This is a genomic window from Bacillus sp. AM 13(2015) (genome assembly GCF_001518755.1).
GTDB lineage: Bacteria > Bacillota > Bacilli > Bacillales > Bacillaceae > Bacillus > Bacillus safensis.
This window is the reverse complement of record NZ_LKCP01000024.1, coordinates 1-14,065: the sequence shown is the minus strand read 5'-3', so window position 1 is coordinate 14,065 and position 14,065 is coordinate 1. Positions and strand designations below refer to the sequence as shown.

The following is a 14,065-nucleotide window of genomic DNA, read 5'->3' as shown; positions in this document are numbered from 1 at the left end:
TTCCTTGAACCGCATGCGGTTCAAGGAACTATCCGGTATTAGCTCCGGTTTCCCGGAGTTATCCCAGTCTTACAGGCAGGTTACCCACGTGTTACTCACCCGTCCGCCGCTAACATCCGGGAGCAAGCTCCCTTCTGTCCGCTCGACTTGCATGTATTAGGCACGCCGCCAGCGTTCGTCCTGAGCCAGGATCAAACTCTCCGAAAAAATACAAAACCGAAGTTTTGTTTTTCGTCAGCGTTTGACTGACTACCTATGAAGTATCATAGGATTTTTTTATAAAACTCGAATTAACAGGTACGTTTTGTCTTGTTTAGTTTTCAAAGAACTTGTGTGTCACTCTCTCAAAGCGACCACTTAAATATATCATATATCTCTACCAACAGTCAACATTTTTCTTAAAAAACATTTTATTTTTTTAAGAAGTTTCCACTGTAAAAGAGATAAAAAATAGAGCCTCTTTTTGCTCCTTTGAAAGATTAACACATATCTATGAAAAAAGCATTATAAATTTCAAAAAAACTCATGTTTTTTTAGAAAAAAATAAAGCCGGTGAAGAACCGGCTTTATTTTTACTCAGATTGCTCTTGATCTGACTCTATAGTTTCTACGTTTTCTTCACTATTCTCTTCATCATCTTCTTGTGATTGTTCAACTAATGCCACTGTAGCGACATGTTCATCATCACCAAGACGAATCAGGCGGACACCTTGAGTGACTCGACCTGTTGTTGAAATGTCTGAAACGGCCATACGAATGATCACGCCGCTTCCTGTAATAATCATCAAGTCCTCTTCAGCTTCAGCATTTGTTGCCTTCACTGCGACAAGCGGACCATTGTTATCAGTGATTTTACATGTTTTAAGACCTTTACCGCCCCGGCTTTGAACACGGTATTCTTTTTCAGGTGTTAACTTACCATATCCTTTTTCGGTTACGATCAATACGTTTGCATCTGGCTCAAGGATTTCCATCCCAACGACGATGTCATCCTCTGAAAGCGTAATTCCTTTCACGCCAGCTGCCGTACGTCCCATTTCACGAACGTCTGTCTCGTCAAAACGAATCAGCATACCTTTTTTCGTACCAATGATGATTTGTTTTTCTCCATTGGTTAAACGGACAGCCATCAGTTCATCTTCGTCACGAAGACTTAATGCGATAAGTCCATTGTTTCGAATGTTGGCAAACTGAGATAATGATGTTCGTTTTGATACGCCGTGTCTTGTTGTAAAGAAGAGATACGAATCTTCATCAAATTCGCTTACTGGAATAATGGCATTAATCCACTCTCCCTTTTCTACTTCAAGCAGGTTAATAATCGGAATCCCTTTCGCCGTTCGTCCGAATTCAGGAATTTCATATCCCTTCGCACGATAGACCTTCCCTTTATTAGAGAAGAAGAGGATCGTATCATGGGTAGATGTTGAAATCAGCTGTTCTACGAAATCATCCTCATTGGTTCCCATGCCCTGAACACCTTTACCGCCTCTTTTTTGGCTGCGGTATGTTGATGCAGGCAGACGCTTGATATAACCATTATGAGTCAGCGTAATCACAATATTCTCAACAGGGATCAAATCTTCGTCTTCAATTGTTTCAATACCTGCCGTCACAATTTCAGTACGGCGCGTATCATTGAAACGTTCTTTGATTTCTGTTAATTCTTCTCTAATGATTTCAAGAACTTTCTCATTGTCTGCTAAAATGGCTTTCAACTCAGCAATCAAATCAACAAGTCCTTTGTATTCTTCTTCTATCTTTTCTCTTTCCAAACCAGTTAAGCGCTGAAGACGCATATCAAGAATGGCCTGTGCTTGTTTTTCGGACAAGCTATAGTTCTCCATTAAGCCATTTCTCGCAATTTCAGCAGTTTGAGAGCTTCTAATTAATGCAATGACTTCATCTAAATGGTCAAGAGCGATTCTCAAACCTTCTAGAATATGAGCTCTTGCTTCAGCTTTACGAAGTTCATATGCTGTTCTTCTGCGAATGATCACTTTTTGATGCTCTAGATAATATTCAAGACATTGTTTGAGGGACAAGACTTTCGGCTGTCCATCAACTAGTGCCAATAAGTTGATCCCAAATGACGTTTGGAGTGTCGTTTGTTTATAAAGATTGTTTAATAGAACGTGGGCGTTCGCGTCTCTTCGCAGTTCAATCACAATCCGCATTCCATTACGATCAGACTCGTCACGCAGATCTGTAATGCCATCAATCTTTTTATCGCGCACGAGATCAGCGATTTTTTCGATCAAACGGGCTTTGTTGACCTGATATGGAATTTCATTGATGACAATCCGCTGCTTACCGCTGGATGTTTCTTCGATAATAGAATTTGCACGTAATGTAATAGAGCCCCGGCCTGTTTCATATGCTTTGCGAATTCCGCTTCGGCCTATGATTTGTCCCGCAGTTGGGAAATCTGGTCCTGGAATGATCTCCATTAGTTCCTGTGTTGTCATTTCTGGGTTTTGACTAATCGCAAGTACCCCATCAATCACTTCACCTAGCTGGTGAGGGGGAATGTTGGTGGCCATCCCTACAGCGATACCTGTTGCCCCGTTGACTAATAAGTTCGGGAATCGAGCTGGCATGACAATTGGTTCTCTTTCACTGCCATCGTAGTTATCTTGATAATCAATCGTATCCTTGGTGATATCACGCAGGATTTCCATTGAAATTTTAGATAGACGCGCCTCAGTATAACGCATTGCCGCTGCACCGTCTCCATCGACAGAACCAAAGTTTCCATGACCTTCAACCAGCATATTACGATAGTTGAAATCTTGCGCCATCCGAACCATCGCTTCGTATACAGCGCTGTCACCGTGAGGGTGGTACTTACCGATAACTTCCCCAACGATACGTGCAGATTTCTTAAATGGTTTATCACTTGTCATACCTAGGTCATTCATCGCATACAAAATTCTTCGATGCACGGGCTTCAATCCATCTCGCACATCTGGTAATGCACGCGAAACAATAACACTCATTGCATAATCTAAAAAGGACGTACGCATTTCTTGACTAATATTTACTTCGCGTACATTTGGTGTATGTTGTTCACTCACTATAAGAACCTCCCTTTACGTATCACATGAAATAAATTATGTGGGAGTAAAATATGTATTTATCTTCACAAGACTATTCTCCATTATATCAATAATCTCGGCTTTATACACATTTATTTACTAGAAAATCAACGAAAACACGGAAAACCAGGACATTCGTTACACGCCCCTATTTCTTGAAAAACAACCTTATTCCAAACAAGAAATAAGGTTGTTCTCAGGAGGGATCTATCTAAATATCAAGGTTTTTCACGTATTGTGCATTTTCTTCGATAAAGTTTCGTCTCGGCTCTACTTTATCTCCCATCAGCATTTCAAATGTCTCATCAGCATCGATCGCATCCTCAAGTGTGACTTGAAGAAGTGTTCTCGCATCAGGGTCCATTGTTGTTTCCCAAAGCTGAGCAGCATTCATTTCTCCAAGACCTTTATAACGCTGAAGTCCAGGCTTTGGTGTTTGAGGAAGTGATTTTAACAGCTCATCCAGCTGTTTATCGTTATACACGTACTCCACACGTTTTCCTTGCTGCACTTTATATAAAGGCGGCTGCGCAATATACACATAACCGTTTTCAATAATTTCACGCATGTAGCGATAGAAGAATGTTAAGAGCAGCGTTCGAATATGTGCTCCATCCACATCGGCATCTGTCATGATCACAATTTTGTGATAGCGTGCTTTCTCTAAAGTAAAGTCTTCTCCGATTCCAGTTCCTAACGCTGTAATCATTGAACGAACCTCGTTGTTCGATAAAATTTTATCTAGACGAGCTTTTTCTACGTTTAGGATTTTCCCTCTTAACGGTAAAATCGCTTGGAAGTGACGATCACGGCCTTGCTTAGCAGATCCGCCCGCAGAATCTCCCTCTACAATATAGAGCTCAGAGATGGATGGATCTTTTGAAGAACAGTCCGCAAGTTTCCCAGGTAAGCTGGAGACTTCCAGCGCACTTTTACGTCTTGTCAGCTCACGAGCCTTTTTGGCCGCCATTCTTGCACGAGCCGCCATCAGTCCCTTTTCCACAATTTTCTTCGCAGAATCAGGATTTTCAAGCAAGAATTTCTCTAGTGCTTCTGAGAAAAGGGAGTCAGTAATGGTTCTCGCTTCTGAGTTCCCAAGCTTTGTCTTCGTTTGTCCTTCGAATTGAGGGTCTGGATGTTTGATGGAGATAATGGCTGTTAAGCCTTCTCGCACATCTTCACCGCTCAAATTCGCATCCCCATCTTTGAATACGCCATTTTTACGAGCATAATCATTGATGACACGCGTTAGACCGGTTTTAAAGCCAGCTTCGTGTGTTCCGCCTTCATACGTGTTGATATTGTTGGCGAAGGAATAGATATTGCTTGTATAGGAATCGTTGTATTGTAATGCCACTTCAACCGTGATTCCGTCTTTCTCACCTTCGATATAAACAGGTTCTTCGTGAACAACTTCTTTTGAGCGGTTTAAATGTTCTACATAACTCTTAATACCGCCTTCGTAGCAGTATTCATTTCTCCGCTCTTTGCCTTCACGCAAGTCTTCAATGATGATGTTTACACCTTTTGTTAAGAAAGCCAACTCACGAACACGGTTGGCAAGTGTATCGTAATCAAATTCAATGGTTTCCGTGAAAATTTCTGGATCTGGCACAAAGTGAGTGGTTGTCCCGGTTACATCTGTTTCACCAATAACCTCTAAATCTCCCACTGGAACGCCGCGTTTGAACTGCTGATAATGAATTTTTCCGTCACGGTATACAGTCACGTCTAAAGTAGTAGATAATGCATTTACAACAGATGCCCCTACACCATGCAGACCGCCTGATACTTTATAACCGCTGCCGTCGAATTTACCACCAGCGTGAAGAACAGTCATAATGACCTCTACGGCAGGACGCCCCATTTTCTCATGAATCCCAACAGGAATCCCGCGGCCATTATCTTTTACTGTAATGCTGTTATCTTTTTCAATTTGCACTGTAATGTCTGTACAATAACCAGCTAATGCTTCATCAATACTGTTGTCGACAATTTCCCATACAAGATGGTGAAGTCCTTTTGCATTGGTTGACCCAATGTACATTCCTGGACGTTTTCTAACAGCTTCTAGTCCTTCAAGCACCTGTATCTGATTTTCATCATAACTATTATGTTGCTGTTCCATTGCCACGTACATTCACCTACACTTTTCTTAAACGATATATTTATATGAATTGAGCTTTTAGACTTCAATTTCAATCACAAACGAAGCACGTTTTTTGAGCGTGCTTGAGGAAAGAGGAGAGTAATAAACAGATTCAGTTGTGACGACAATGGATTTGGGTGTCCCTTGGGATAACGAAATGATCTGTTTCTCTTGTTTTTGTAGAAACTCTTCTACAACAGAAGACGACCTCATTTTGTAATCAACAATTGCGACAATCTCTCGTGTAGAAACAACACAATCATCACCTAAATGAATATACAAGACTCACACCTCATTTATCAGTCAATTACTTTTCCACTGGCTACTCTGAAAATTTCCGCTTCTTTCAAGGTGGCGTGATCGATACCTTCAACACTTGTTGTAGTGACGAAGGTCTGGACACGTCCTTGAATGGTATGGAGCAAATGAGACTGTCTGTAATCATCAAGTTCAGATAACACATCATCAAGTAGAAGAATAGGATATTCTCCGATTTCTTCATGTATCAGATCAATTTCTGCCAGCTTTAGTGAAAGAGCTGTTGTTCTTTGCTGCCCTTGAGAGCCATATGTCTGAACATCCCGACCATTTACAAAGAAAAGCAGGTCATCTCTGTGAGGTCCCCACAGTGTCACCCCTCGGTCTATTTCTCTCTCTCTTAGTTTCTGAAACGATTCTTCATAGCTATTCTTTATTTTCGACAAGTCTGACGCTTCTGATACCTCTATTGCCGTCTGGTATTGGAGCGTGAGTGTTTCTAGCTCTCTAGAAATCCCAAAATGCAGCGGCTGCGCCCATTTTTCGAGCTGTTTCGTAAAAGTCAGTCGTCTTTTGACAACTTTCGCTGCCGCATCAATCAACTGCTCTGTTAAAATCTCCAGCATCGCTTGATCCGTTTGCTTTCTTGTCTGCAATTGTTTCAAGTAATGATTACGCTGAGAGAGGATTTTTTGATAGAGCGATAAATCATGCAAGTAGACAGCAGAAACTTGTCCAATCTCCATGTCGAGAAATCTTCTGCGGATTTGCGGGCTGCCCTTCACAAGACTTAAGTCCTCTGGCGCAAACATGATGGTGTTTAACGCACCAACATAATGACTGAGCTTCTGTTGTTCAATGTGATTGACCTTACCCTTTTTCCCTTTTTTTGAGATCACGAGCTGCATTGGGAGTGGACCATTTTTTTTAATGACTCTACCTTCTATTTTAGCATAGTCTTGGTCCCATCGGATAAGTTCTTTATCATTTGACGTACGATGAGACTTTGCCATCGACAATACATAGATCGCTTCCATCAAGTTCGTTTTACCTTGGGCATTCTCACCGATCATGACATTCACCTTATTGTCGAATTGAAGCTCGGTGTGTTCATAATTTCGGTATGAAGTTAACGCCAGACTTTGAATGTACATGTATTGTCACCCGTTTCTAATTCACAACTTGAAATGTGCCGTAACCTTCTATCTCGACAACATCTCCTGGGTATAGTTTGCGTCCCCGTCTATTATCTGGCTCTTGATTAATGAACACCTCATGTTCACTTAAAAACCATTTCGCCATTCCGCCAGATTGGATGACTTCGGCTAATTTCAAAAACTGCCCTAATGTAATCATTTCTGTTTCAATGGTTATAAGATTAGGCATTGTATCGACCTCTTTCAATATCACTAATATCTAATTGTACTAAAAAACAAGACAAGAAGGAAAGGGGGAAAGCGAACTGGGATGAAAGAAAGCATGGAAAACGAGAAGAAAAGCTGCTGTGCACTCACACAGCAGCCATTTTAGATTGAATTAATACGTTCTTACCGGAAGAATCAATTGCAGGATAGAATCATCATTCGGCGTACGTAGGAGGAACGGTCTCATTGCACCAGTGAAGCTTACATGAATATCGGTTCCCTCTAATACTTTTAACGCATCCAGCATATATTTTGGACTGAAGGAGATTTTAAGATCTTCCCCTTTAATATCATCTGCTTGAACCGTCTCCACCACTTTACCGATCTCAGGCGAATTAGAAGAGATTTCAAGGCTTTGTTCAGGATCAGCTGATAGTTTCACGACATTATTACGTCCTTCTCTTGCCAAAAGTGATGCACGATCAATGGCTTGAAGGAACTCTTTCGTGTTGACCACGACATCCGTTTTACTTTCTTGCGGGATCAGACGAGCTGTATCTGGATAATTACCATCCAGCAATCTTGAGAAGAACAGGACGTTTTGTGCTTTAAAAAGAACTTGTGTTTCTGTAATGACGATGCTCACAAGATCTTGTCCATCATCAAGAATTTTACTTAGCTCTGTTAAACTCTTCCCAGGAATCACGACATTATACGAACTTTCCTCGTTAATATCTAACTTCGCTTTTCTTAAAGCAAGACGGTGGCTATCCGTCGCCGTGCATATTAATTCACCTTTTTCAACTTTCCAGTTTACACCTGTCAAGATAGGTCGTGTTTCTGAGGTGGACACTGCAAAAACAGTTTGACGAATTAAGTTTTTAAGCAGATCTGTCGGAATTTGAAATGCATGATGCTCTTCAATTTGTGGAAGATGCGGATATTCTTCAGCATCTAAGCCGTTTAAGTTAAATTCTGCTGAACCAGAGCGGATGATGGTCAGGTGGTTTTGTTCTACTTCAATTTCGACAGTAGCCATAGGCAGTTTCTTTACAATTTCACTAAAGAAGCGGGCTTGAAGCACAATACTTCCTGGACGATCAATGGTGATAACCTCTAAATCTCCATCTCTTTGAGGAATGAAAGATTCAATTGAGATATCAGAATCGCTTCCTGTTAGAGAAACTCCTTCATCAGACGCAACAATTTTAATCCCTGTCAAAATAGGAATCGTTGTTCTAGAGGATACGGCCTTTAATACATCTTGGACACTTTGGACAAGACGATCTTTTTGAATCGTGAATTTCATAGTGGTCCTCCTAAATTTTCTTAATGACATGTATATATATTTTATTAATAAAAATCGTAGAAGTAATAGTAGGGCTTGTGAATATGTGGATAAGTCGAGAAAAAGAAAGGAAAGACAGCCTATCCACATGTGGACAGACTGTGTATGACTATGCTCTAGTTATTCACATTTTCCCGTACTCATTATATCAGCTTGGTTATTTTAATTGTTCTTTGATCTCTTTGACATGCTGCTGAAGCTGTTCATCTTCAACGATTAATTTCGAAATCTTCTCATGAGCATGAATGACAGTCGTATGATCACGACCGCCAAATTCTTCTCCGATCTTAGGCAGAGAGGAATCGGTCATTTCTCTAGAGAGGTACATGGCAATTTGTCTTGGATAAGCAACTGACTTCGTACGTTTCTTCGCTTTGAAATCCTCTAATCGAATATTAAATTGCTGCCCTACGATTCTTTGAATATCTTTAATTGTAATGACCTTTGTCTTCGATGAAGGAATGATGTCCTTTAGTGCCTCAGCTGCTAGATCTGCATTAATGTCTTTATTAATTAAAGATGAGTAAGCAACGACACGAATCAAAGCACCCTCCAGCTCACGAATATTGCTGTCGATTTGATTGGCAATGTAAAGCATGACTTCATTTGGAATATCTAAGCCTTCTGCTTTTGCTTTTTTGCGCAGAATTGCGATACGTGTTTCTAGATCTGGCGGGGTAATGTCTGTAATTAAGCCCCATTCAAATCGAGAGCGCAATCTGTCTTCAAGTGTCGGAATTTCTTTCGGAGGCCGATCACTAGAAATGACGATTTGCTTACTTTCTTCGTGAAGTGTGTTGAATGTATGGAAAAACTCTTCTTGAGTTTGTTCTTTTCCTGCTAAAAATTGAATATCATCTATCAAAAGCACGTCTACATTCCGATAACGGTTACGGAAGTCGACAGCTTTGTTATCTCGGATTGAGTTGATAAATTCATTAGTAAATTTTTCAGATGATAGATAGACCACTTTGGCTGATGGATTATGGTCGATCACATAGTGACCAATCGCATGCATCAAGTGAGTCTTTCCTAAACCAACGCCCCCATAAATAAAAAGCGGGTTATATGCTTTTGCTGGTGCTTCCGCGACTGCAAGTGAAGCGGCATGAGCAAAACGGTTGCCTGAACCAATAACAAAAGTATCAAATGTATATTTTGGATTCAGCATATTTTGTGGAATGTCAACAGGCTCTTCTTTAGACATTTTTTTGATTGGAGACTTTGGCATGGCTTCCTCTTCGTCCTGATTTTGAGGAATAATAAATTTAATGCTGAGCTCTTCACCTGTTAGTTCATAGATGGTATCAGCAATTAAGTGAAGATATCTTGACTCGAGCCAATCTCTAGCAAATTCATTTGGTGCCGTAATTGTAAGCGTATCTCCCTGAAGAGAATGGGCTTTTGTCGATTTCATCCATGTCTCAAAACTGGGTTTGCTCAATTTTGTCTCTATTTTTTGAAGTGCTTTATTCCACAGATCCAAAATATTTTCCATAAGGCCTCTCCCCCCTCCTTTTCTTTATTAAAATGACCAGTATCAAACTGTTATAGAACACGAAAAAGAGCAAATGGTCATCACCATTCGTGCACATACATTGTTGAAAACAATTAATATAGTAGAAAAACGTCTTTTCGACAAATTACACAAGCTGTGGATAAACAATTCAACAGGCTGTGTAATAACTTTCCACAGGTTATCCACAAATTGTGGATAATATAAATGGGCCAGATAAGTAATTAAGAGTTAAAACACAAATATAATATCAAAATAAACAAGATGGTGCAATGGGTGTCACAAACTTATCCACACACTTTACATCCTGTTGAAAAATAATTATCCACATCGGTTATTTGTGTGAAAAAAATGTCGATAATGGGTGTGGATAGTCTAAATATGCTGGAAAAATATCCACATCCATGTTTTGAAGGTCTTTTAGGAGGAAAAAAAGAATAAAATGCTGGAAACTAAAAAAGAAGGTTTCTTCGTTTGATAACTTATGTTATGCTTATAAGGTTGATAATAAGAGTTTTATCATTGATATTGACAATCGATGGGTTACACAAATATAATGAGTTAGACTGTCTTAAACAGCTATTCCTCAGGGAGGTGTCATAAATGAAAAGAACGTTTCAACCAAATAACCGTAAGCGTAGTAAAGTTCATGGCTTCCGCAGCCGTATGAGTACTAAAAACGGACGTCTAGTTTTAAAGCGACGCCGCAGCAAAGGTAGAAAAAAATTATCAGCTTAGGCCACTGAATAATGTCAGTGGTCTTTTTTACATAAAATCGTAAATGAACTGTCAGTTTTTATCGGAGTGGAAGAAAACATGAAGAAGCGAAACAGGCTAAAAAAAAATGAAGAGTTTCAAAAGGTGTTCAAAAAAGGTCAATCAATGGCAAATCGCCAATTCGTTATTTACCAGCTGGATCAGCCAAATCAAGATGAACTGCGTTTAGGATTGTCCGTCAGTAAGAAGATTGGTAATGCAGTGATAAGAAACCGAATTAAACGACTGATCCGTCAGGTGTTTTTAGAGGAAGGTCATAAGTTAAAGCAAGAAAAAGACTACATAGTCATTGCACGAAAACCAGCGAGTGAATTGACCTTTGAAGAAACAAAGAAGTCTCTCCAACATTTATTTAGAAAATCCGCTGTTTATCAACAACAACCGAAAAAGTCTTCGTAATAGAAACTTTCGTTGAATCAATTTTTAAAAGCGCTTCCTTCATCTAGTGAATTAAAATGTAACCACCACTTTGCAAAGAAAAAATGTTACCATACTGATTAGGTGAGTCACTTTCTTAATCAATTCCAACTTAAATAAAGTTTGAAGTAATGGGAGGAATCTTGTTGAAAAGGCGATTATTACTAATATTTAGCTTGATTGGCGTATTGGTTTTATTGGCAGGATGTACACAGATCAATGAACCAATTACATCAGATAGTAAGGGATTCTGGAATTCTTATATTGTTTACCCACTATCTCAATTAATCACGTACATGGCAAACTTAACTGGTGAAAACTATGGTGTAGCGATTATTATTGTGACACTGCTAATTCGCTTGCTTATTTTACCATTAATGATTAAACAGTTAAGAAGTACAAAAGCGATGCAAGCATTACAGCCTGAATTGAAAAAGCTTCGTGAAAAATATAGCTCTAAAGATCAAAAAACACAGCAGCAGCTTCAGCAGGAAACAATGGCCCTTTTTCAAAAAAATGGCGTCAATCCGTTAGCAGGCTGTTTCCCAATTTTAATTCAAATGCCAATCCTTATTGGTTTCTATCATGCAATTATGAGAACAGCAGAAATTAAAAAGCATACATTCTTATGGTTTGACTTAGGCAGCCCAGATCCATTGTTCCTATTACCGATTATTGCGGGTGTAGCTACTTTCATTCAGCAAAAGCTGATGATGGCTGGAAATCCTTCGGACAACCCTCAAATGGCTATCATGTTATGGGTGATGCCGATTATGATCGTTGTGTTTGCAATTAGTTTCCCAGCAGCACTTTCATTGTACTGGGTTGTAGGTAACATTTTCATGATCATTCAAACATTGGTGATTAAAACACCTCAAGTAAAAGTAGATACAAAAGAAAAAGCTGGCGGGAATAAAAAATGAAGGAAATAACTGCTGTCGGTCGTACTATCGAAGAAGCAGTAGATTCCGGACTTAAACAAATTCAGCTACTACAAGAAGAAGTAGAAATCACAATAGTAGATGAAGGAAATAAAGGGTTTTTAGGATTATTTGGTAAAAGACAAGCTGTGGTCAAGTTAGTAGAAAAGATAAATGCACTTAAATTAGCTACACAGTATTTAGATAAAATTGTTAAGTCTATTGATCCTAAAGCAAAGATTATTTCCAAACAGGAACCGAAAAAGATTTCTTTCCACATTGATGGAGATAAAACGTCATTAATGATTGGAAAAAGAGGCCAAACATTGTACTCTTTAGAAACGTTGGTACAGCTAGTGTTTAATCGTTATTCTGATCAGTATCATCATATAACAATTGATATTGGCGATTATAGGAAGAAACGACAAGAAGCACTTGAACAATATGCCGTCAAAACAGCAAATCGGGTTTTAAAAACGAAGAGAAAGGTTCATTTAGAACCAATGCCTTCGAATGAACGAAAAATTGTCCATGATGCGATTGCTGCATTCTCTAAAGAACTTGCAACGGCATCTGAAGATACAGGCAGCAAGCGTCATGTTGTGGTGTTGTATAAAAAATAGCAGAAAGGCTAAGATTCAGCAAAGCTGGATTTTAGTCTTTTTTTATTGAAAAATTGCTTTTTATAGATGATTCATCCTTTATTTCTAAAAATTAAGTGTGAGATATGAGTGTAAAACGCCATTTTAACAAGTAAGTAAAGGGGTCAGGGCGTTTAAATTTATTGGATTTAGGTGTAAGATGTGAAGACAAGTTTCAAACGTCGTTATTCACATGTGGATAAGTTAAGTGTTAAAATAGATAAGATGCAAAGCTGTGGATAATTAGATATGGGATACTTTCACTTCGCTTTCATTTATGGTATCTTTAAATTTTGGATTAAGCGTTTTTGATATAGAGATGGACATTGTCCATTTAATAGATAACAGACTGTTTATTCAGTAGAGAAAGAGGTGAATGAGTGATGGATACAATTGCAGCAATTTCTACGCCGATGGGTGAAGGAGCAATTGCGATTATTCGTTTAAGCGGGCCGGATGCGGTACAGATTGCTGATCGGATGTATAAAGGTCCTAAGGAGAAAAAACTTGTATCGGTGGATTCTCATACGATTCATTATGGTCATATTGTGGATTCTAGCACTGAGCAAGTAATAGAAGAGGTCATGGTGTCAGTATTAAGAGCGCCAAAAACATTTACGAGAGAAGACGTTATTGAGATTAACTGCCATGGCGGAATTGTAACGGTCAATAAAGTATTGCAGCTTGCTTTAAGAGAAGGAGCAAGATTAGCGGAGCCAGGTGAGTTTACAAAACGAGCTTTCTTAAATGGAAGAATTGATCTTTCACAGGCTGAAGCGGTAATGGATTTGATTCGCGCAAAGACAGATCGTGCGATGAATGTAGCGATTACTCAAATGGAGGGACGCCTCTCCGGTTTGATTAAACGACTGCGCGGCGAGATATTGGAAACTTTGGCCCATGTTGAAGTCAATATTGACTATCCTGAGTATGACGATGTTGAAGAAATGACGCATCGTGTCTTAGTTGAAAAGGCAACATCAGTGAAAAAGGAAATTGAGTCACTGCTAACGACGTCTCAACAGGGGAAAATACTTCGCGAGGGCTTATCCACTGTCATTATTGGAAGACCGAATGTTGGGAAGTCTTCCTTGTTGAATAGTCTTGTACAGGAAACAAAAGCGATTGTAACGGATATTCCTGGAACAACGAGAGATGTCATTGAGGAATATGTAAATGTTAGAGGTGTACCGCTTCGTTTAGTCGATACTGCGGGTATACGTGAGACGGAGGACATTGTTGAGCGTATAGGGGTTGAACGATCAAGACAGGTCTTAAAAGAAGCTGACCTGATTTTACTTGTGCTCAATTATAGCGAGGAATTATCAGAAGAGGATATCAAATTATTTGAGGCCGTCTCAGGCATGGATATCATCGTGATCGTGAATAAGACAGATCTTGAGCCTAAGCTTGATATTGAAAAGGTCAAGCAGTTAGCGAAGGATCGTCCGGTGGTTACGACATCATTATTACAAGAAAAGGGGATTGATGAGCTTGAAATTGCGATTCAATCACTATTCTTCACGGGTTCAATTGAAAGTGGAGATTTAACGTATGTAAGTAACACAAGGCATATT

At 39.4% G+C, this 14,065-nt stretch carries 12 protein-coding genes and 1 rRNA gene; 5 read left to right on the top strand and 8 right to left on the bottom strand.

The features are described from left to right. The 8 genes from AOQ70_RS19650 to dnaA all read right to left on the bottom strand — a co-directional run. A 16S ribosomal RNA gene (locus AOQ70_RS19650) occupies positions 1-207 on the bottom strand; the annotation flags it as partial. A gap of 365 nt (positions 208-572) precedes the next feature. Next, positions 573-3,077 (bottom strand): DNA gyrase subunit A, encoded by a 2,505-nt coding sequence (gyrA, locus tag AOQ70_RS02970; RefSeq protein WP_039175829.1) that lies wholly within the window; start codon positions 3,075-3,077, stop codon positions 573-575. A 232-nt stretch (positions 3,078-3,309) separates the two neighbouring features. Beyond that, positions 3,310-5,226 (bottom strand): DNA topoisomerase (ATP-hydrolyzing) subunit B, encoded by a 1,917-nt coding sequence (gyrB, locus tag AOQ70_RS02965; RefSeq protein ID WP_024424077.1) that lies wholly within the window; start codon positions 5,224-5,226, stop codon positions 3,310-3,312. Positions 5,227-5,283: 57 nt separating this feature from the next. After that, entirely contained in the window at positions 5,284-5,529 is a 246-nt protein-coding gene (gene remB, locus AOQ70_RS02960; RefSeq protein ID WP_039175827.1) for an extracellular matrix regulator RemB, read from the bottom strand. A 17-nt stretch (positions 5,530-5,546) separates the two neighbouring features. Continuing rightward, on the bottom strand, positions 5,547-6,659 hold the full coding sequence (gene recF, locus AOQ70_RS02955; RefSeq protein ID WP_024424075.1) for a DNA replication/repair protein RecF: 1,113 nt from the start codon (positions 6,657-6,659) through the stop codon (positions 5,547-5,549). Between the two features lie 16 nt (positions 6,660-6,675). Beyond that, positions 6,676-6,891, bottom strand: a complete 216-nt coding sequence (gene yaaA, locus AOQ70_RS02950; protein ID WP_008360916.1) for a S4 domain-containing protein YaaA — start codon at positions 6,889-6,891, stop codon at positions 6,676-6,678. 150 nt (positions 6,892-7,041) lie between these two features. Continuing rightward, the gene (gene dnaN / locus AOQ70_RS02945) at positions 7,042-8,178 is read right to left on the bottom strand and encodes a DNA polymerase III subunit beta (RefSeq protein ID WP_039175825.1); all 1,137 of its coding nucleotides are present in this window, start codon (positions 8,176-8,178) and stop codon (positions 7,042-7,044) included. Between the two features lie 196 nt (positions 8,179-8,374). Beyond that, positions 8,375-9,715, bottom strand: a complete 1,341-nt coding sequence (gene dnaA, locus AOQ70_RS02940; RefSeq protein WP_059374812.1) for a chromosomal replication initiator protein DnaA — start codon at positions 9,713-9,715, stop codon at positions 8,375-8,377. A 621-nt stretch (positions 9,716-10,336) separates the two neighbouring features. On the opposite strand from dnaA, the gene rpmH reads away from it, so the two are divergent. The 5 genes from rpmH to mnmE form a co-directional block, all read left to right on the top strand. Next, positions 10,337-10,471 (top strand): 50S ribosomal protein L34, encoded by a 135-nt coding sequence (rpmH, locus tag AOQ70_RS19070; RefSeq protein ID WP_073208224.1) that lies wholly within the window; start codon positions 10,337-10,339, stop codon positions 10,469-10,471. A 78-nt stretch (positions 10,472-10,549) separates the two neighbouring features. Next, the gene (rnpA, locus tag AOQ70_RS02935; protein ID WP_008360906.1) at positions 10,550-10,909 is read left to right on the top strand and encodes a ribonuclease P protein component; all 360 of its coding nucleotides are present in this window, start codon (positions 10,550-10,552) and stop codon (positions 10,907-10,909) included. Positions 10,910-11,067: 158 nt separating this feature from the next. Beyond that, the gene (spoIIIJ, locus tag AOQ70_RS02930; RefSeq protein ID WP_087976621.1) at positions 11,068-11,850 is read left to right on the top strand and encodes a YidC family membrane integrase SpoIIIJ; all 783 of its coding nucleotides are present in this window, start codon (positions 11,068-11,070) and stop codon (positions 11,848-11,850) included. After that, positions 11,847-12,470 (top strand): RNA-binding cell elongation regulator Jag/EloR, encoded by a 624-nt coding sequence (jag, locus tag AOQ70_RS02925; protein ID WP_039182938.1) that lies wholly within the window; start codon positions 11,847-11,849, stop codon positions 12,468-12,470. The genes spoIIIJ and jag overlap by 4 nt, the downstream gene beginning before the upstream one ends. 401 nt (positions 12,471-12,871) lie before the next feature. Beyond that, a partial coding sequence (gene mnmE, locus AOQ70_RS02920; RefSeq protein ID WP_059374809.1) for a tRNA uridine-5-carboxymethylaminomethyl(34) synthesis GTPase MnmE occupies positions 12,872-14,065 on the top strand: 1,194 nt, incomplete at its 3' end.

Bases quoted from the DNA above. Each gene is read 5' to 3' on its own strand.
- gyrB (WP_024424077.1), bottom strand. From the start codon at position 5,226: ATGGAACAGCAACATAATAGTTATGATGAAAATCAGATACAGGTGCTT.
- recF (WP_024424075.1), bottom strand. From the start codon at position 6,659: ATGTACATTCAAAGTCTGGCGTTAACTTCATACCGAAATTATGAACAC.
- yaaA (WP_008360916.1), bottom strand. From the start codon at position 6,891: ATGCCTAATCTTATAACCATTGAAACAGAAATGATTACATTAGGGCAG.
- dnaN (WP_039175825.1), bottom strand. From the start codon at position 8,178: ATGAAATTCACGATTCAAAAAGATCGTCTTGTCCAAAGTGTCCAAGAT.
- dnaA (WP_059374812.1), bottom strand. From the start codon at position 9,715: ATGGAAAATATTTTGGATCTGTGGAATAAAGCACTTCAAAAAATAGAG.
- rpmH (WP_073208224.1), top strand. From the start codon at position 10,337: ATGAAAAGAACGTTTCAACCAAATAACCGTAAGCGTAGTAAAGTTCAT.
- rnpA (WP_008360906.1), top strand. From the start codon at position 10,550: ATGAAGAAGCGAAACAGGCTAAAAAAAAATGAAGAGTTTCAAAAGGTG.
- jag (WP_039182938.1), top strand. From the start codon at position 11,847: ATGAAGGAAATAACTGCTGTCGGTCGTACTATCGAAGAAGCAGTAGAT.